This window comes from Agrobacterium genomosp. 2 str. CFBP 5494, assembly GCF_900013495.1.
In the GTDB taxonomy this organism is placed as follows: domain Bacteria; phylum Pseudomonadota; class Alphaproteobacteria; order Rhizobiales; family Rhizobiaceae; genus Agrobacterium; species Agrobacterium pusense.
Genome location: NZ_LT009719.1, coordinates 81,460 through 98,787 on the forward strand (window position 1 = coordinate 81,460; position 17,328 = coordinate 98,787).

Annotated in this window: 26 protein-coding genes and 2 pseudogenes; 13 read left to right on the plus strand and 15 right to left on the minus strand. The window is 59.5% G+C overall.

The window, feature by feature from the left end:
* Nucleotides 1-20: 20 nt before the first annotated feature.
* From AGR2A_RS15235 to AGR2A_RS30125, 3 genes are all read left to right on the plus strand, one after another.
* Nucleotides 21-830 (plus strand): cyclase family protein, encoded by an 810-nt coding sequence (locus tag AGR2A_RS15235; RefSeq protein ID WP_072493706.1) that lies wholly within the window; start codon nucleotides 21-23, stop codon nucleotides 828-830.
* 393 nt (nucleotides 831-1,223) lie between these two features.
* Nucleotides 1,224-1,853: a hypothetical protein gene (locus AGR2A_RS30120; RefSeq protein WP_286079586.1), complete on the plus strand. Its 630-nt coding sequence runs from the start codon at nucleotides 1,224-1,226 to the stop codon at nucleotides 1,851-1,853.
* Nucleotides 1,786-2,682, plus strand: a complete 897-nt coding sequence (locus tag AGR2A_RS30125; RefSeq protein ID WP_286079587.1) for a tetratricopeptide repeat protein — start codon at nucleotides 1,786-1,788, stop codon at nucleotides 2,680-2,682. The genes AGR2A_RS30120 and AGR2A_RS30125 overlap by 68 nt, the downstream gene beginning before the upstream one ends.
* Nucleotides 2,683-2,729: 47 nt before the next feature.
* Here the strand turns inward: AGR2A_RS30125 and AGR2A_RS15245 are convergent, their stop codons facing one another.
* The 9 genes from AGR2A_RS15245 to AGR2A_RS15285 form a co-directional block, all read right to left on the minus strand.
* The gene (locus AGR2A_RS15245; protein WP_072493707.1) at nucleotides 2,730-3,428 is read right to left on the minus strand and encodes a glutathione S-transferase; all 699 of its coding nucleotides are present in this window, start codon (nucleotides 3,426-3,428) and stop codon (nucleotides 2,730-2,732) included.
* A 66-nt stretch (nucleotides 3,429-3,494) separates the two neighbouring features.
* The gene (locus AGR2A_RS15250; RefSeq protein WP_080823111.1) at nucleotides 3,495-3,788 is read right to left on the minus strand and encodes a hypothetical protein; all 294 of its coding nucleotides are present in this window, start codon (nucleotides 3,786-3,788) and stop codon (nucleotides 3,495-3,497) included.
* Between the two features lie 173 nt (nucleotides 3,789-3,961).
* A complete protein-coding gene (locus AGR2A_RS15255; protein ID WP_072493709.1) occupies nucleotides 3,962-5,752 on the minus strand; it encodes an ABC transporter ATP-binding protein in 1,791 nt (596 codons plus the stop codon).
* A 450-nt stretch (nucleotides 5,753-6,202) separates the two neighbouring features.
* Nucleotides 6,203-7,192 (minus strand): Bug family tripartite tricarboxylate transporter substrate binding protein, encoded by a 990-nt coding sequence (locus AGR2A_RS15260; RefSeq protein WP_004444466.1) that lies wholly within the window; start codon nucleotides 7,190-7,192, stop codon nucleotides 6,203-6,205.
* Nucleotides 7,193-7,291: 99 nt separating this feature from the next.
* Nucleotides 7,292-7,984, minus strand: coding sequence for a superoxide dismutase (locus AGR2A_RS15265; protein ID WP_072493710.1), 693 nt, complete (start codon nucleotides 7,982-7,984; stop codon nucleotides 7,292-7,294).
* A gap of 164 nt (nucleotides 7,985-8,148) precedes the next feature.
* Complete coding sequence (locus AGR2A_RS15270) at nucleotides 8,149-8,475, minus strand: GCG_CRPN prefix-to-repeats domain-containing protein (RefSeq protein ID WP_022563936.1); 327 nt, start codon at nucleotides 8,473-8,475, stop codon at nucleotides 8,149-8,151.
* 127 nt (nucleotides 8,476-8,602) lie between these two features.
* Nucleotides 8,603-8,893, minus strand: a complete 291-nt coding sequence (locus AGR2A_RS15275; protein WP_080823112.1) for a DUF3175 domain-containing protein — start codon at nucleotides 8,891-8,893, stop codon at nucleotides 8,603-8,605.
* 21 nt (nucleotides 8,894-8,914) lie between these two features.
* Complete coding sequence (locus AGR2A_RS15280) at nucleotides 8,915-9,103, minus strand: hypothetical protein (RefSeq protein WP_034497806.1); 189 nt, start codon at nucleotides 9,101-9,103, stop codon at nucleotides 8,915-8,917.
* Nucleotides 9,104-9,117: 14 nt separating this feature from the next.
* On the minus strand, nucleotides 9,118-9,321 hold the full coding sequence (locus tag AGR2A_RS15285) for a hypothetical protein (RefSeq protein ID WP_022563935.1): 204 nt from the start codon (nucleotides 9,319-9,321) through the stop codon (nucleotides 9,118-9,120).
* 142 nt (nucleotides 9,322-9,463) lie between these two features.
* On the opposite strand from AGR2A_RS15285, the gene AGR2A_RS15290 reads away from it, so the two are divergent.
* Nucleotides 9,464-9,652 carry a hypothetical protein gene (locus tag AGR2A_RS15290; RefSeq protein ID WP_004444474.1) on the plus strand — a complete coding sequence of 63 codons (189 nt, stop codon included), beginning with the start codon at nucleotides 9,464-9,466 and terminating at the stop codon, nucleotides 9,650-9,652.
* Between the two features lie 47 nt (nucleotides 9,653-9,699).
* Nucleotides 9,700-9,939, plus strand: coding sequence for a DUF6894 family protein (locus AGR2A_RS15295; RefSeq protein ID WP_072493711.1), 240 nt, complete (start codon nucleotides 9,700-9,702; stop codon nucleotides 9,937-9,939).
* Here AGR2A_RS15295 and AGR2A_RS15300 read toward each other — a convergent pair.
* On the minus strand, nucleotides 9,895-10,668 hold the full coding sequence (locus AGR2A_RS15300) for a Crp/Fnr family transcriptional regulator (protein WP_044458864.1): 774 nt from the start codon (nucleotides 10,666-10,668) through the stop codon (nucleotides 9,895-9,897). The genes AGR2A_RS15295 and AGR2A_RS15300 overlap by 45 nt on opposite strands.
* 172 nt (nucleotides 10,669-10,840) lie before the next feature.
* A pseudogene (locus AGR2A_RS15305) lies at nucleotides 10,841-11,524 on the minus strand (zinc-binding dehydrogenase); the annotation flags it as partial.
* Here AGR2A_RS15305 and AGR2A_RS15310 point away from each other — a divergent pair.
* The 3 genes and pseudogenes from AGR2A_RS15310 to AGR2A_RS15320 all read left to right on the plus strand — a co-directional run.
* A pseudogene (locus tag AGR2A_RS15310) lies at nucleotides 11,522-11,962 on the plus strand (TIGR04290 family methyltransferase); the annotation flags it as partial. The pseudogenes AGR2A_RS15305 and AGR2A_RS15310 overlap by 3 nt on opposite strands.
* Nucleotides 11,963-11,966: 4 nt before the next feature.
* Nucleotides 11,967-12,623 (plus strand): UdgX family uracil-DNA binding protein, encoded by a 657-nt coding sequence (locus AGR2A_RS15315; protein ID WP_234797367.1) that lies wholly within the window; start codon nucleotides 11,967-11,969, stop codon nucleotides 12,621-12,623.
* Between the two features lie 88 nt (nucleotides 12,624-12,711).
* Nucleotides 12,712-13,053 (plus strand): hypothetical protein, encoded by a 342-nt coding sequence (locus AGR2A_RS15320; protein WP_072493762.1) that lies wholly within the window; start codon nucleotides 12,712-12,714, stop codon nucleotides 13,051-13,053.
* Between the two features lie 71 nt (nucleotides 13,054-13,124).
* Here AGR2A_RS15320 and AGR2A_RS29610 read toward each other — a convergent pair whose 3' ends face one another.
* The 4 genes from AGR2A_RS29610 to AGR2A_RS15335 all read right to left on the minus strand — a co-directional run bounded on the left by AGR2A_RS29610 (nucleotide 13,125) and on the right by AGR2A_RS15335 (nucleotide 14,521).
* Nucleotides 13,125-13,271 carry a hypothetical protein gene (locus AGR2A_RS29610; RefSeq protein WP_157952787.1) on the minus strand — a complete coding sequence of 49 codons (147 nt, stop codon included), beginning with the start codon at nucleotides 13,269-13,271 and terminating at the stop codon, nucleotides 13,125-13,127.
* 24 nt (nucleotides 13,272-13,295) lie between these two features.
* Nucleotides 13,296-13,520 (minus strand): hypothetical protein, encoded by a 225-nt coding sequence (locus AGR2A_RS15325; RefSeq protein WP_004444479.1) that lies wholly within the window; start codon nucleotides 13,518-13,520, stop codon nucleotides 13,296-13,298.
* A gap of 28 nt (nucleotides 13,521-13,548) precedes the next feature.
* The gene (locus AGR2A_RS15330; protein ID WP_167378216.1) at nucleotides 13,549-13,884 is read right to left on the minus strand and encodes a DUF982 domain-containing protein; all 336 of its coding nucleotides are present in this window, start codon (nucleotides 13,882-13,884) and stop codon (nucleotides 13,549-13,551) included.
* Nucleotides 13,885-14,020: 136 nt separating this feature from the next.
* A complete protein-coding gene (locus tag AGR2A_RS15335; protein WP_004444481.1) occupies nucleotides 14,021-14,521 on the minus strand; it encodes a ferritin-like domain-containing protein in 501 nt (166 codons plus the stop codon).
* Nucleotides 14,522-14,764: 243 nt separating this feature from the next.
* On the opposite strand from AGR2A_RS15335, the gene AGR2A_RS15340 reads away from it, so the two are divergent.
* The 5 genes from AGR2A_RS15340 to AGR2A_RS15360 all read left to right on the plus strand — a co-directional run bounded on the left by AGR2A_RS15340 (nucleotide 14,765) and on the right by AGR2A_RS15360 (nucleotide 17,279).
* Nucleotides 14,765-15,124 (plus strand): hypothetical protein, encoded by a 360-nt coding sequence (locus tag AGR2A_RS15340; RefSeq protein ID WP_022563920.1) that lies wholly within the window; start codon nucleotides 14,765-14,767, stop codon nucleotides 15,122-15,124.
* Between the two features lie 14 nt (nucleotides 15,125-15,138).
* Nucleotides 15,139-15,900, plus strand: a complete 762-nt coding sequence (locus AGR2A_RS15345; RefSeq protein ID WP_072493714.1) for a Crp/Fnr family transcriptional regulator — start codon at nucleotides 15,139-15,141, stop codon at nucleotides 15,898-15,900.
* Nucleotides 15,901-16,013: 113 nt separating this feature from the next.
* Nucleotides 16,014-16,250: a hypothetical protein gene (locus tag AGR2A_RS15350; RefSeq protein WP_072493715.1), complete on the plus strand. Its 237-nt coding sequence runs from the start codon at nucleotides 16,014-16,016 to the stop codon at nucleotides 16,248-16,250.
* 110 nt (nucleotides 16,251-16,360) lie between these two features.
* Nucleotides 16,361-16,975, plus strand: a complete 615-nt coding sequence (locus AGR2A_RS15355; RefSeq protein ID WP_072493716.1) for a cysteine hydrolase family protein — start codon at nucleotides 16,361-16,363, stop codon at nucleotides 16,973-16,975.
* A gap of 121 nt (nucleotides 16,976-17,096) precedes the next feature.
* Nucleotides 17,097-17,279, plus strand: coding sequence for a hypothetical protein (locus tag AGR2A_RS15360; RefSeq protein ID WP_004444486.1), 183 nt, complete (start codon nucleotides 17,097-17,099; stop codon nucleotides 17,277-17,279).
* The last annotated feature ends 49 nt before the right edge of the window (nucleotides 17,280-17,328 follow it).

A 17,328-nucleotide genomic window follows, 5' to 3' on the forward strand; every position in this document is an offset into this window, starting at 1 on the left:
CTCATTGGAGGGAATAAGGCATGTGCAATAGCTGCGTGATCGAGAACGTCAAACAGAACATGCTGTCACGGCGTCTGCTGTTCAAGGGAGCCGTGGCGGGTGTAACGGCGATGGCGGCGGGAAGCCTCGCGGCCCCGGTTCTGGCGCAATCGCCCAGACAGGTCGTCGATCTCACCCATACCTATGATTCCACGTTTCCGACGTTCGACGGAAAACCCGGCATTGAGATGGTGTGGGCAGCAGATATCGCCAAAAGCGGCTATCAACTCCATAAGCTGACCATCTTCGAACACACCGGAACGCATATCGATGCGCCTTTCCACTTTAGCGCAGACGGCGCCAGCGTCGATCAACTCGAGCCGCAAAAGCTCGTCGCCCCTCTGGTCATCATCGACATTACGGATCGCGCCAGGGAGGACGCCAATTCCACGGTCGAGGCAGGCGACATCGAACGCTGGATATCGGAAAATGGCGACATTCCGGCAGGCGCAATCGTGGCTTTGCGCTCCGGCTGGGCAACGAAGGTGAAAAGCCCGGCCTTCCGTAATGACGATGCCGGAAAATTTGCCTTCCCCGGCTTCGGCAAGTCGGCCACCGACCTCCTGCTCACGCTGGATACAGTCGCCATCGGCGTCGACACACTCTCGCTGGATCCGGGCAATTCTGCAGACTTCGCTGTCCATAATTCCTGGCTACCCGCTGGGCGCTACGGGATCGAGGGACTGAACAATCTGGAAGCACTGCCGGCCAAGGGGACGACCATCATCGTCGGCGCGCCTGCCCACCGAGGCGGAACAGGCGGACCAGCCCGTATTTTGGCTCTGGTCTGACGCCGGTAGAGTTTGCCGCAAACCCGAAATCCGAGACGGATACCATCCGCTTGCCATCGCAGGTACAAAAGGGATTCTAAAATGAAAGGCCTTCGGAAGACCCTCGTTTTGCTCCTTTCGCCATGCCTGTTGAGCGGAGTTCAAGCTCTTGCCGCCGACAGCGTGGTCGTTCCCGGCTACGCCCCCGAAACGGGGGTGGAATATCTCTACCGTTCCCATAGAACCACCTCCACCGACATGTCGTTGTGGTTCGACAGGCCGGCAGCGATCATGCGCGGAGATTTTCGGCAGCGCATGACGGTCCCGTCGCGGGATGCGGAGGGTATGCGCGTGCGCTGGTCCCTCAGCGCAGATTTGCCACAGGACGCCGAGGGCGCTGGAGACACTTACGCAATGAACGCTCTCTATCGGAACACTCTGTCGGCCTATGGCGTCCGGCACGTGGAATATGAAGCGGGACTTAACGGCTTTCCTGGCAAACTCGTCGGATTGGATGCCATCCTCGGCAACCTGCACAGCACCTCGGTTGTCGGACCGGATGGCAGCGTTGCGAACCAGCCAGCGGGTTTGCGCGATATTGTCGAGGGCATCAAAAGCAATCCAATCCTGGTTGTTCATAATCTCGCACCGGAGGCAGAGCTTCTTTCCACAGTACAGGAGCAGGATAGTTCCACATACGAGATCGGCCAGTCAGGTACGGCGTCGGTGGTGGAATATGCGCGGGGAACGCCCATTCCCGTCGCCATCGAATGGACGCTCGAGACCGCAGATATCTCCGGACAAACAGCCACCTTCAGCCTCCAAAAAACCTACGACCGCGTTGCGCTCCAGCAATCACAGGCTTCTGCGGTGGAAGGAGTGATCTCAAGCTTCGGTGAAAAAGGCCAAACAGCTTGGCGACGAGCAACTGGCGGCCGCCAGAAACGCAAGCAAAAACGTGCAGATGACTGTCGTCATGTCACTGCGCGATGGATCGACCCTCGAAGCGACGGAAACCGTTTTGGCGGAAAGCGGCGGCATTAAAATCAGGACCCAAACCCACGTGTGGCGTGAGGACCTGCCACGAAATCTGCCAGACCTGCCGGACTGGAACAGTCACACCGTATCTGCAGCCTCCATTGATCCGTTGCCGGAACGTGGCGCCAATGCTCCGGCCCTCACGTCAGGACTTACCGCGCCAACGGCACTTGAAGAAGGACAGGCGGCCTATGACAGCGGCAATTATGGCGCCGCCCTGCGCTCGTGGAAACCGCTCGCCGATGGGGGAAGCGCGGCCGCGCAATATAAGGTTGCCGTTTTTTACCAGGCGGGTCTGGGCGTCGACCGTGATACGGCACTCGCCGCCGCATACATCCGCAAAGCGGCGGATCAGGGCTGGGCGGAAGCGCAAAGCAGCCTTAGCGATCTCTATGCGGTCGGCCAGGATGTTCCGCAGGACCTGGAACTCGCCGTGTCCTGGGGCCGCAAAGCAGCAGAGCAAGGGCTGGCCGTCGCCCAGTACAATCTGGCGTACAGCTACGAAAGCGGCCAGGGTGTCGCTCAGGATTATGCACAGGCGTTGATCTGGTATCGCCGTGCCGCCGATCAGGGTTTTGCAACCGCTCAGTACGCTGTCGGCCTGCTCTACGATCAGGGTCTCAGCGTTACCCGCGACTATGGTGAAGCAGTCAGCTGGTATAAAAAAGCCGCCGATCAGGGGCTTGCCGTCGCCCAGGGCAATCTAGGGAACATGTATGCAATGGGACATGGCGTTGCGCAGGATCGGGCCGAGGCCATCACATGGTTCCGCAAGGCCGCCGATCAGGGACTCGCGACTGCGCAGGAATCGCTAAAAAGGCTGGAGCAACCCTAGCTGTGGCCGGGTCGCCTTCTGACCAGGGGACGATGATGCCCCGGTCCTCAGCCAGCTACTTTCCGTAGCGATTTTTCAATCTGCCCGCCGCAATAAGCGTCGCCATAGTCGTCAAAGGCGCGGCGGCTCAGGGCGGCCAGCGGGGCCGTCTCTTTCATTCGGCTGGAATAGGCCCAGATGACGGGCGACGTATCCTCGATTATGCGCCTGATGACTGGAAAGCGGTCTGCAACTGTCGTCCAGAGAATGGCCGTGACGACATCTGCGACGCCGGGTATCTCCGTTCCCAGCATGAACCCCGAATCGCCGGTCAGACCGTGTCTCGCCCCCGTGTCCTCGAAAATACGGATCCACTCCTGCAACCGGGGAACGAACGCCTCCCATTTTTCAGGGGTCCACATCTCGCGCCCACCGTCGAGCGTCAGTTCATCGATCACATCGTTGGCATCGTTTACGATCTTGGCAGTGAGCGCGCGGCCCTCGGCGCCCGGCGGCAGAAGCTGCAACCGCTCGCCGAGATAAAGGGCGATTGCGGGCATCTGCGAGAGAGCGAAATTGCGCTCTCGATCGATCAGCACCGGCGGTCCCATGAACGCTATGGGCTGCTTGCCGGCATCACGGCCCATGATCTCCTCGATTGCACCGGCATCGTGTTCGTTCCAGGTACACCCGCCATGCGCTAAAAGTCCCCGAATGAACTGGCCTCGGAACGGGACCGGCCAGTAATAGAGTTCGAAGTTGCTCATTGCGGGCTCCTCATTGCGGTGCGCGGCGCGGGCGGCAGGTACGGAATTGGCCTCCCGGTTTTGACATCACCGGTGTGAAACGCGGATCGCACCCGCGTCACCGAGGCTGCGCTGGACAGCTGCAATCCGGCTGGATGCAATATCGGCGGACACCTCGATCTCGCCCTCATGCGGCGCATCGCTGCGAGGCAGGTCACCACGTGAAGATTGGGTGCCGGTCGTATTCTGCTCTGATGTGGACTGGATGAAGATATCCGGACGGGAGATCCCGTGCTGCTGGACCAGATGCTCGACGGCGATATCGGCTGCCTCGCGTGTTTCGAAAATGGCGCGAATGGTGACGGTGGCATCGTCGGCCATGGCTGTTCTCCCTTCAGGCTTAACTCAAACACCCAAACGCCCGGAGAGGCTGGTGGTTTCCAGGCTCCGTCAGTTTTTGCTCGGAGATACGCGTCCGCAGCGGAAAAGTAGTGCGCGGATCGACGATGCGGCACGGCAACGCCGAAGCATCACTTGCTCCGGCGTTGCTTTTGTCATGCGACCAAGCCCTTGGTAAGTTCCAGGGCCTGCCGCTCGAACAACCGGCGATAAATGCCGTCATTGAGCCGGATCAGCGCCTGATGGTCGCCCTCTTCAACGATCCTGCCCTTGTCGAATACGAGCAGACGGTCCAGAGCCCTGACGGTCGAAAGCCGGTGGGCGATGACCAGCGTGGTGCGCCCTTCCATCAGGCGTTCCATAGCCCGCTGGATCTGCACCTCGCTTTCGCTGTCGAGGCTTGAGGTTGCCTCGTCAAGGATCAGCACCGGCGCATCCGCCAGGAAGGCGCGGGCGATCGCGACCCGCTGGCGCTCCCCGCCCGACAGCTTGACGCCACGTTCGCCCACCATGGTCTCATAGCCCTTGGGCAGCGACATGATGAAGTCATGGGCGCTGGCCTGTTTCGCCGCCTGCTCGATTTCGCGCCGCGACGCGTCCGGCCGGCCATAGGCGATGTTTTCCGCCAGTGTGCGATGAAACAGGATCGGCTCCTGCTGCACGATGGCAATCTGCCCTCGCAGGCTCGCCTGGGTGACATCGGCAATGTTCTGCCCATCGATGCGGATTGCACCGGACCTGATATCGTAGAGGCGCTGGATGAGCTTGACGAAGGTCGTCTTGCCAGAGCCGGAGTGGCCGACCAGTCCCACACGCTCACCGGGTTTTATGGTGACTGAGAAGTCATCATAAAGCGGCGTGGCGTGCGCGCCATACTGGAAGGTGACGTGATCGAAAACGATCTCGCCTTTTCCAATATGAATCGGTTTCGCATCCGGCCGGTCCTCGACGCCAAGCGGCATCTTGGAAAGCAGCACCAGCTCTTCCATATCGTTGACGGCGCGCTGCAGGTTGCGGATATCCTGCCCCACGTCCCGCAGATATCCCTGCAGCACGAAGAACATGGCCAGCACGAAGGTGATGTCGCCCGGCGTCGCCAGTCCCTGTCGCCACATGATGAGGCCGGTGCCGAGAATGCCGGCCTGCATGGAAACCATCATGAAGCTCTGGATCGTGCCGTTTATCGTGCCGCGTTTCCATGTCCTGCGCGTGCGGTTATCCCACTTCACCAGCACCTGGCCGAGCCGCGTTTCTTCACGCGTTTCCGCGCCAAAGGCCTTCACGACCGAATTGCAGCTGATGGCATCCGGCAGCGCGCCGCCAAGCCTCGTATCCCAGGCATTGGCAAGCCGTGCGGCCGGAGAAACATATCCCATGGAAAGCCCCACCGTCACACCGACATAGATCAGCGAGCCGAGACCGACGATGAGGCCCATGACGGGCCAGTAACTGCCGAGAACGATGGTGGCGCCCACCAGCATGACGAGCGATGGCAGAAGCGCGATGAGCAGGAGGTCATTGAGCGAATCGAGCGCCCACATGCCCCGCGTGATCTTGCGCACCGTGGAGCCGGCAAAGCTGTTCGCGTGCCAGTCCGTGGAGAAACGCTGCACCTTGTGGAAACCGTTATTGGTAACATCCGCCATGGTTTTCAACGTCAGCCGGATGATGCCGTTGAAGATGAACCAGCGCAGCGCGACGCTGGTCAGCCCCAGCGCCACCACGATGACGAAGGCGCGCAACGCCTGATCTGCCGCATCGCCGCCGGCGATGGCATCGACGATCCGCCCGGAGAAGACCGGCACCATGACTTCGGCCAATGTGCTGGCGATGACCAGAACGATGATGAAACCCACCAGCGCCGGCCGGTGGCTCCAGTGGTGAAAGACAAAGCCGAGCACATGGCGATAGGCATCGGCGCGGAAATCGAGCTTCTTGCGAGACATTTTTACCAGCACGGCGCCATTCTGCTCGGCGACCGGTCCTTGAAATGGAAGTTGGAAGGCACAGCCCGGGCGGGAGACAAAATGATCCCGTCAGATCAATCGGACTGTGAAGAAAAACAAAACCGCATGTGGGGCGCGCAAAAGGCGGGCCGCGAATGGATATGACCTAGTGTCTGGTCATTCCCTGCGGGAGGGTTTCGATGAATGCTGGTATCATGCAACGCCTCCCTTGGTTCGATCTGACGCGGTAAAGAAATTTCTAGCTGAACCTGGCAGACTTGCCAAGCCGGTTTTTGCAACCTTGTGGCAAGTGATGCGAAAACGCCACATTGGCGCTTGGCGACTGTATCCTTGGCCGATGCGCCCGGCCACGGCCTTATGATGCCGGAAGCCCCGCCGCGCCCCTCTGGGGACGCAGCGGAAATCGGAAGATCGGTCTATCGAGCCCTATCAATCCATCTGGACATTTGCCGCCTTGACGACGGGTTCCCACTTGGCGATTTCAGCCGAGACATGGGTTTTCAGCTCCTCTGGCGTGGAGGCGACGATTTTGGCGCTGAAATCCGCCATGCGGGCGGCGACGGCCGGATCGGCAAGTGCTTTCTTGGCGGCGGCATTCAGCTTGTCGACCACCTCGGCCGGCGTTCCGGCCGGTGCAAAGAGCGCGTTCCAGGTATAGGTCTCATAACCCGGTACGGTTTCGGCGATCGTCGGCAAATCCGGGAAGGATGAAGCGCGCTCGCTGGTGGTGACGCCAAGTGCCCGCAAGGTGCCGGATTTCATGTGGCCTGACGAAGACGGCAGATTATCGAACATGATGGAAATCTGGTTGCCGAGAAGATCGTTGAGCGCCGGGCCGGAACCCTTGTAGGGCACGTGCTGCATGCTGACGCCAGCCATGCTCTTGAACAGCTCGCCGGAAAGATGAAGCGGTGTTCCGTTACCGGATGACGCATAGGCGTGTTTGTCGGGCTCGGCTTTCAGCAGTGCGATCAGTTCCTCGACGCTGTTAACGTTGAGCTTCGGGTTAACGACCAGCACGTTCGGAACCACCACCAGCAATGAAACCGGAGCAAAGTCCTTTTCGGGATCATAGGGCTTGGTCTTGAGGATGAGCGGGTTGAGAGCATGGGTCGCCACCGTGCCCATCAGGATAGTATAGCCGTCCGGTTCCGCGCGGGCAACGCGGTCGGCGCCGAGATTGCCGCCTGCGCCGGCGACATTTTCAACAACGATCTGCTGGCCGAGTTCGTCGCCCATCTTCTGAGCGATGACGCGGGCGACCACATCGGTGGAGCCGCCGGCCGCAAAGGGAACCACCAGCGTTATCGTCCGATCCGGAAAGCCCTGCGCGCTCGCCGTCATTCCCAACATGCCGAAAGAAACTGCCGCCGCGGCAAGTTTCAACACCATGCGCCGTTTCGAAAACCGGTAATTCATGAACCCTCCTGTAACATGGCCTCCCCGCCATGGCGGCATAGTAGCTCAAATGCACCTGAGGGCAAGCCGCCGGGAAACATGGCCCGGCGGCGAACGCGGCTAGGCTTTCATGCGCTCCTCCACGACCCGCCAGTTGACCAGCTTGTCGAGCACGGCGCGGATGTGTTCGGCCTTGCGGTTTTCATAATCGACGTAATAGGCATGTTCCCAGATATCGATGCCGAGATAAGCCGGCCGTCCGACGGCGACAGGGTTGTTGCCATCCTCATAGCCGATCAGCGCAAGCCCGCTGTCGTCACGCGTCAGCCACACCCAGCCGGTGCCGAAGACGGTGTCCGAGACATCGACGGCGCGTTCGACGAAGCCGTCATAACCGCCAAAGGCCTTGTCGATCGAAGCGGCGAAATCGCCCTGCGGCCGGTTGGGGCCGCCCGGAACGAACTGATCCCAATAGGCAACGTGGTTCCAGGCCTGGGCCGCATTGTTGAAGATCCTGACGTCCGCAGCCTCCTTCGACCGGGCGGCTTCGACGACGATGCGATCGAGCTCCATATCGGCATAACGGGTGCCGGCGGCCAGCGTATTGAGCTTGTCGTAATAGGCCTTGTGATGCTTGCCATAATGCAGCCCCACCGTCTTTGCCGAAATCACCGGCGCCAGATCCGCCTCGGCGAACGGAAGTGCCGGCTGGCTGAGGGGAAGCGCCGCCCGCGCCACGTGCGGCCGGGGAAAGATGGCTGCGGCAGCGGTTGCCGCGCCGGCGGCGAGAATCGTGCGTCTGGTAATCTCCATGATGGTCCTCCTTGTCAGTGACGATAGAGGCAAACCCTGAAGGACGCCGGAGGTTGCCTGGATTTTCCCGAATTGTCCGGGCGGATATCCCCGGTCAGAAACCCCGGGGCCATTTCGCAAAGAAGGAAAGCAAAAAGGCCCTCCGGATGGAGGGCCTCGTCTGCTCAGTAGCGGTAATAATCGCGACGGTCTCGCCAGTCACGATACTCGCGCCGGTCACGCCACTCGCGCCATTCGCGCCGTGCCTGACGTTCGCGCCATTCGCGGCGACCCTCCCAGCGATCGCGCCGGTCCCAGCCACGCTCGTAGCGCGGTCCGTTCGGGCGGCAATAGCCGCGGGGTGTCAGATGAAAGCCGCGGCCGCAGGCATAGTCCACATTCTGAATGTGGGATGCCGAAGGTGCGGATGGTTGACCGACGGGCATGGCGTTCGCGCCAGTGCCCAACAGGGCGCCGAGAATTACTCCAGCGGTTAAAATCATCTTACGCATCGCATCTCCCTCCTTATGGGATAGAGCGATTTAGCGCCTCGCCGGGTGAACTGTGGCTGAATGAATCTGGGTGTTTTCGTGGCAATTCGGCGGCAGCGCCGACTGATGAATTCCCGGAAAAACCGCCCTATCCCGACTTGCCGAATTCCTTTCTCAGCTTGTCCTTTGCCTCCTCCAGAACCTCTTTACGCTCTTTCGGAAGTTTGCCACCTGCCCGATTGATATAGAAAACCAGCATCGACATCGCAGAGCGGAACGGGTTGGCCTTGCGCCGTGTCGAGTGCTCCGTCGAGGCTTTCAGCGACCGGGCAATGCCAGTGGGATCCTTTTTCGTGAAAACATCCTTCTCGAGATCAAGCGCATCGCTTTCGCTGGTTACCTTCTGCGACCACTTCTTTTTCTTCTTGCCCTTTTTCATCGGTCTTCTCCCGACCCGGCATCATTTTCGCTTCGGATCATGCGTGTGATGGCTGTCGCGCTCGCCGCCACCGCCGGAGACCTTGCTTTGGGAGCGCCTGTCGCTGTCTGCCGGAGGCTTCTTGATGTCCAGCGGCGCCTTGGCGTTTTCATGGGACGCGCCGGGGCCGCCCTGGCGGATACTTGCCGGTGTCTTTGTCGAGGTCGACATCGTTTCCTCCTGTCTTATTGGTCGTCCTTGGTCTTCATCGCGTCGGAGACACGTTTTTTCCTTGGATCGCGCAGATTTTCGCCCACGGCGTCCCTGTCACGTTCTGGATCGTCCTTGGGCTTCAGGTAGCCGCGCGGCCTGTTTTCTTCCGGCCCCTCCCAGCGCGGCGATTGGTCGGTGGTGCCCGGCGCACCGTCGCTTGGCGAATTATTGCCTATTTTTGCCTCCTGCGTCGTTTCGGTGGTCCCGAACCACTCAGCCCGGGTAATGTTCCCGGCCCGGCGACCAGGGCGAATTTTTCGAAACCATTCCGCCGGGTCGAAGTTAGGCGGTTTTGACACAAACTGGTGGAGCACGATGATGACGGACAAACCCCATGAGCCCGATCGCATCTCCCGGATCGTGTATGAGCAGCAGCAGGACTTCCTGAGGCGGTCGTCGCTGCAGTTCCTTGAATGCGCAATCCATCTCTGTGCGACGAACATGAGCATTTCCGAGCTTGCCGGGCGGCTGGAAAAGCAGGCGCAAATTTTGCGGGAATTCGGTTAGCGGCGGCGGAAACCCGCCGGAAGCCGCCTGGTTCTTGGGACACATCAATGCCAAGGTTTTTCTTCAGCATCGTCAGTGGCCAGCATATTCTCGATGATAACGAGGGAAGTGATCTCGCCTCGCTCGATCAGGCCATAGAGGAAGCCCACAAGGACGCCCGCGAACTGATGAGCGAGGCGATCCTTCAGGGACGCGACATCTCGGAAGGATGCGTCGTGATCCGCGATTCGGCCCGCGAGCTCTTAAAAGTGGTTCCCTTCGCCGATGCCCTCGACAGGAAGCCCTGAGGGGATGGGAATCTCTGCCCGCCATTGCGCCATCAGGCTTTCATATTCCTTTTCGGGGACACCATAGGTCACCCCCGCTGTCTCCTCGAGCACCTTGCGATCGATGATTCGCACATTGCCGCGTGTTGCCCGAATGGCCCGCATGCCCTCGAGGATATGCAGCTCATTGGTGATTCCCGGCCGTCGCACCCCCAATACACTAGACATGAACTCATGCGTAATGGGCAGATCATCGGTGTCCAGCCGGTCGTGGCACATCAGCAGCCAGCGGGACAGCCTTTCACGCAGGGCATATTGTCCGTTTGCGAGGACAAGCTGACCCACCTGAAGCAGACAGATATTGATATATCCCAGCAACAGGTCGCGAAGGCGTGCGTCCCGTTCCATCTCGCGCCTGAGATCGGCTGCAGCGATGACGAATCCCTCGCCCGCGACGCCCATCGTCGTCTCGTCGGGCGTTGTCCGCGCGCCCAGCAGAACAGGCCATCCGGTCATGCCCTCACGGCCGACAAGCATGTTCTCCATGCTTTTGCCGCCTTCCGTCCGGGCCACGGACGAAGCAATACCGCTCTCAATGAAACACACTCGCGAGATGGGCGTGTTGGCGCCGACCAGTTGATAGCCCACGGGCAGATTGATCATCTCCATCCGGGCGACCAGCCGCGAAAACCCCTCTTCACCCAACGCCCTCAGCAATCGGTTGCGCGCAAAAATACTCGATCCAGGCATAACCGTTACCCGCTTCCCCCTCGCTCGACGACACCAAACGCGCGGCAACTTAGCAGCTTGAAATTGCAAGGAAATGCCATGTACGTTTCCGTACCCTTGGGCACCATCGCGGCCTTGCGATCGAACCGGGCAAAACCAGAATCCCATCAATGCAGGCGACCTCACGGTTCGCTTATGGGTAAGTTATCAGCGCTTTGAGAAAACTCTCGGGACGATCCCTGGTATCGTTCAGCGCCCGGTCCAGATCATTCAGAGTATACCGGTGAGTATATAATGTCGACGGATCGAGCTCGCCCGCGGCAACCGCTGCCGCCGCCTTCCTCATTCCGCTGATATAGATGGCCGGATCTCTTTCATGCGCATTGATGACATCAAGCCCGCGCCAGTTCCACAATTGCATATTGATCTGGCGCGGCCCGTCCTGGTGATAGCCGGCGATGATCAACCGGCCGCGTTCGGCCGTCAGTTCGCCTGCGAGATCAAGCGGCCACTGTTTGCCCACCGCTTCGATGACACGATCGCAGAAGCGCCCGTCAGTCAACTGCCTGACACATTCAATGATCCGCCAGTGATCATCCATCTCGACAAGCTCAGTCGCGCCCATCCGTTGCGCTATTTCAAGCGAAAAAGGCCGCCGCGATATGGCAATGACCCGTGCCCCGCGGCGGGCGGCAAGCTGCGTCAACAACGCGCCGATGAAGCCGATACCGATGATGGCGACCGTCTGCCCTGCCTCAATCCCGCTGCGTTCGAAGATGTTCATGGCGCAGCCGAGGGGCTCGCCAGGAAATGGATGACCATCCAGCTCGAACGGCAGGCGCACCACGAGGCCGGCATCGGCAATATCATGGCTGGACTCGACATAGAGTTCCGGCAATTGTCGGTTTATGACGTGGCCAAGCTTGAAGAGCGTTTCGACCTCGTGATCTTCATGGGCGTATTTTACCATCTGCGGCATCCGCTGCTGGCGCTCGATCTCATCCACGAACATGTCGCAGCCGACCTGATGCTCTTCCAGTCGCTCCAGCGGGGTGACGGGAGAATACCCGACCTTGAAGAAGATTACCCGTTTTCCGAATGGGCCATGTTCGAGGATCCCGCTTATCCCAAACTGTTTTTCGTGGAGGAACGGTATGCGGCCGATCCAACGAACTGGTTCATACCCAACAGGGCCGCGGTGGAGGCAATGCTTCGCAGCGCCGGCTTCATCATAGAGCGACATCCGGAACGGGAGGTTTATCTATGCCGGCGCGGGGCACGCCACTATGCGGCAGATCCGCCGCCGGGAGAATAGCCCCGTGCCGACCGCAGCCCGCAAGAACCGCCCCCCACCGGCCTTTCAGCCCGATCATGCCGATGCGCCTTCACTCGCTGCATTGCACAGGCAGGCCGAAGGCTGCGAACGTTGCGATCTTTACAAGAATGCCACCCAGCTGGTTTTTGGCGAGGGCAGAACCGATGCGAGCGTCGTGCTTGTCGGCGAACAGCCCGGCAATGACGAAGACCTGAAGGGCCATCCATTTGTCGGCCCCGCCGGCCGGCTGCTCGACGCGTGCCTGCAGGAAGCAGACGTCGATCGCTCGCAATGTTATGTCACCAATGCCGTCAAGCATTTCAAGTTTGAACAAAGGGGCAAACGGCGGCTCCATGCGCGCCCCAACAGCGGGGAAGTGCAGCGCTGCGCGTGGTGGCTGGGAGCGGAACTGCGGTTACTCAAACCAGAGCTGATCGTCGCCATGGGCGCGACGGCTTTTTATTCGCTCACCGGCCGTACCAGCGGAGTGACCGCGCAGCGGGGGCATCTCTCCACCACCCCTGGCGGAACACGCCTTCTCGTGACCATTCACCCTTCCCACCTGCTGCGCCTTCGCGACCGCGACGAGGCGCGACTACAACGGCAGGCCTTCGTCGCCGATCTGCGCAAGATAACGAAATTTCTGGCGGCGGCAGAATAAGCGGTCTGCTGGCAGCAATCATTTCCAGCCGCGGGAACAAGCTTCTTCAAGCGTGGTTAGGCACTGCCGAAAGGGAGGATTGATGGCGATGCAGAAGAAAATCGAATGTGAGATCATGGCACATGAAAATGGCTGGGCCGTTCTGGTCGGCAGCGTCATGGAGGCTGTTTATCCAAGCCGTTATCTCGCGGTAACATCGGCGAAGGCGCGGCACATGGACTTCATCCTTGTGGACGAAGCCATGCCACTGCGTCACTCGACGACGGACGTCATGGCGGCCGACCGGGCGGTATCGAGCCGAAACGGTGAAGCGTTCCGGCTGACAGTCGCCGCGCCTTACCAGGTGGACATTCCCTTGAAACGCAGGCGCGGGGAAATAAACGCGCCGGTCTCGATTGAAGGCCGGGACCTGGTCACTGGAAAATTTTAAGGGATACGGTATGGATGCCGTCCGAAAAAGATCCCGGACGGCATCGCTCCATCTATCCGCCAGGCGCCGGTTCAGCTGGCCAGCAGCCAGACGAGAAAGCCGCCGATAAGGATGAAGACCAGGATGACGCCAAGCAATCGCGCCAGCCCCTCATTGGTATTGGTGTCTGCGCCGACAATCGTCCAATAGATCGATTTTTCGTCTGTCCGTTCGCTCATCTGCCTCTCCTCACGGGATACTTGTCAGGATACGCGGCCAGGATGCGTACCGACAAGGAAAGATAATGCAATCACGATAGCCAGTGCGAAGATAACCAAAGCATAAATCATCATCCTCTTCCATGTTCGCTTCCGTCCGCGAAAGGCACCGTCATCGACGCCGACGGGCGAATATTTGGAATCGAACTCCTCGCTGACAGGGCGATTGAGGTCCTCTTCCGGTTTTATGCGGTCGCGTGGCTCGGCCATCTTGTCCTCGTGCTTTCTGTTCCGGGTCTTAACGGCGGGGCGCGGCCGCCAAACTCCCTTTGCCGCCAGCTTTCGCCCCCGGAAAGAGCGGCAGCTGAGTATTTTCGATACCCGACGATGGGCCAAGCGGAATACCGGCCTCCAGGCATGCTGCAATCAAATGCTCTCTTGCAACCGCCGAAGAGCCGTTTCTCAACATGGCCAGGCGGCAACTCCTCAAAGCCCGAGCGTAATGGACGCCTGCCTTTTCAGGCCATTCCTCCTCCAGCAAACGAACCGCCTCATCCACGCCAGAAACGTTGAAGCAGCGGCCGCCCAGGAAAATTTCAAGCGGATATGCGCCGAGCAGCGGAATTGTCGTCATCTTTTTCTCCATCGCCGTGGCATTTGCCACGCGGTCGTGGACTATGCAGGGTTCGGGCGCGGAAGCAGCCCGCGCCGTCACTTACGGGTCGACTTTCGCATCCGAAATGCGGAAGACGGACCAAGCGCTATTTCCGTCAGGCGGCTTTCTGGCTTTTCGGGTTGGCAACCGTCGCTGCGAGTTTCGTCAGTTTTTTATCGGTTGCGCCTTCTTCGTCGAGGTTTGCCTGAAGCAGCGGAACGCCTTCATCGATGCCCAGCTGGCCCGCCCACGCCACCAGAGTGCCATAACGGGCAATCTCGTAATGTTCGACGGCCTGCGCGGAGGCAATCAGGCCCGCATCGAGCGCCGGCGAATCCTTGAAGGATTCGATGATTTCCTCGGCTTCCGCAATAATGCCCTGAATGGCCTCGCAGGTCTTGCCGCGCGCATTCTTGCCGATGATTTCGAACACGCGCTCCAGACGCTCGATCTGGCCTTGCGTCTCATCCCGGTGCTGCAGGAAACCCTGTTTCGCCTCTTCGAGCTGCGCGGCGCGCGCCATTTTCGGCAAGGCCTTGAGTATCTGTTTTTCCGCATAATAGATGTCCTTCAGGCCATCCAGAAACAGATCATCGAGCGTTTTTTGACTAGCCATTTACGTCTCCTTGAGTGAACGACGCCCCGAACCCCGCGTGCCCGTAATTGTTCCGCTCTGGCAAAAAAGACCTGAAAAAAGCGCATCCGGACGTGCCGCGTTCATCGCCGGTGCATGTTCAGAACTACACAGTAGTGCTATCTCGCATATATTTGATGAAATCGGATGAACCGACTACGGTTAGTTAGACATTATAGTATTGAATAGAGATACGCATTGCCGGTGGCGTGCGAGGAGCAAGGCATGCAGACTATCAAGCGTCTCCCTATAATGGTCATCGGCGCGGCCGACACAGTCACACCGGAAATAGCAAAAGCCTGGTCCCGAGCGCAGGTCGGCCTGATAGGTCCCTACCCGGCCGACGTTATGGAAAATGACGATACGCTGCTGTTTTCCGCCGCCATCATCGATGTCCGCTACGAGGCGGAGATCATGCTTCGTCTGACCGATCAGCTTGAAGAGAAGGCCGTTCCCTACCTGTTTTTCGTGCCCCGACCGGTCTTCGAGAGCGAACCGGGACCTTTTGTGCTCTCCGCACGTTCAGAGGACATAGACAACATTGTCTCCGCCTTGATGGCGCAGGGAGGGGGCATAAGACACTAGCGAGGCAAAGTGTTATGCTGGAGCGGAGCAACGGACGAGAAGAAACGGGTTTCCTCCTTTCCCTTCTTGATGCGGAAATCCGGAGCGAAGTGCTGAAGGCGTCGACATCGTTGACACTTTCGCTTGGCGACAAACTTTTCTCAGCCGGTCAGCGCATCGATCGCGTGCTTTTTCTCGCCTCGGGCATAGCATCCATCGTTGTAGTTTCCAGATCAGGACGGAAAACCGAGAGCGGCATCGTCGGACATGAAGGTTTCATACCCACCGGCGCACTCGCCGGCGCGGAGGAGAACTTAACCGAGATCGTCGTTCAGGCGCCGGGCAAGGCGGTGGCTATGGACATGGAGGTTTTCCGCAGCCTGATGGCGAAACATCAAATATTCTCGGACATCGTGATCTGCGCCTCGCACGTCGCGAGGACGCAGGTGGAATGCACGGCCGCCGCCAACGCCACCGGCACGGTCAGCCAGCGCCTGGCGCGTTGGCTCCTGATGTGTCACGACCGCGTGCGTGGCGACCAGCTACAGTTGACCCACGATTTCCTGTCGATGATGCTGGCGGTGAGGCGCCCGAGCGTGACGGACGCCCTGCACGTCCTCGAAAGCGAACGCCTGATCCGCGCCGAGAGAGCGAAAATCACCATAAGGGACCGGCAAGCGCTGGAAACATATGCGCAGGAATATTACGGGCTGGCAGAGGAGGAAAGTGCGCGGGTATTCGCGCGCTTTCATGCGCAGATACCCGAAGTGGCCGGAAGACATAATCTCGCATTATAGGCAGATCGGCGCCTTCGGTACGGTCACGACCATTTACCTCCACTCTTTTCCGTATAAGATAGACAGGTGATCCCTTTTTCGGCCTCGCAAACGCAGCCGCCAAGGAGGTGAAATTGTCCGCCTATCGCGCCTATCAGAGTTCGGGTATCTTCCTGAATGACGATATCAATACGGTCAAGTCGGCTTATGACAGCGTCCTGGCCGGAGAGCACGATCCCAGCCTTTGCTTGGAGGACGTCGCCCGTTACGTCCTCAAAATGTATAATCGGGGCCTTGTCGATCCCGGCAAGCTCCATGAAATGTCGGCGCTTTATTTCAGAATGAGGCGCGCCGGCCAACGCCGGGCGTAGGCCCTTGGGTCGTCGATGCGGCGGGGCTAAGGCGGCCGTGCGGGCGGAACTTTCGGCGGACCGGATTGTTAGCTGACGGTAGCTGACCCACAAATCATTCGGACATTCCCATGAATTCTGAAGAGGGCCTCTTTCCCCGGTGGTGTCATCTTTGCATCGACATGCAGCGCATGTTTGCGGAAGAGACGCCATGGCACGTGGACTGGATGCCGCGCATCATCGACAATGTCGGGCGGGTGGTTGAGAACTCGCCGCACACGACCATTTTCACCCGCTTCATCCCACCGCCGGATGCCGACGCCGCCTCTGGGCGGTGGGGGCGTTATTATGAGAAATGGTGGATGATGACCGGCGAGTACCTTCGCCCCGAAATGACCGATATCGTCCGCGAGTTCGCGGGCTACGTTCCACCTGCGGAAGAATTCCTGAAAACCACCTATTCCCCCTGGACGGATGGTCGCCTGCACCGAAAACTCGTAGGCCAAGGGGTCGGCACGCTTGTCATTTCCGGTGGGGAAACGGATGTCTGCGTACTCGCAACCGTGCTGGGGGCGGTGGATCTGGGGTATCGCATCTTCCTTCTTGAGGACGCCGTCTGCAGCGCACGCGATGCAACGCATGATGCCTCGCAGACGGTATTGAGGGGCCGTTTCGCGGCACAATTGACCCTCGTCAGCACGCAGGACTGGCTTCAGGCCAAAGAGGAATTCCTGCGCAGCGATTAACCCCGAAAACGCCGCGTGGAAAATTAGCGACCGCGACGAAACGGACGGGAACAATCGCTCGGAAGCAGGGTTCGACTCGTTCGATCGAAACGATCAGCACCAGATGCGAACGAGGTTCAAAATGACCAGAAAAACGCTCCCCATTCCGAAAGACAACCAAACGGACAAGGGCCCGGGCGACAATGAGCGCCTCAATGCGGAGGAAGCCTCTTCTGCGAAGGAGAAGAACGCCTCCACCCGCACGGGACGACAGGCCAACATAAAAATCAACACCACCCATCAGGGACATCAGCAGGATCGATAGCGTTCTGCGGCGCCAAGGCAGAATTGCGGATCGGCCGTCCTTCTGAGCG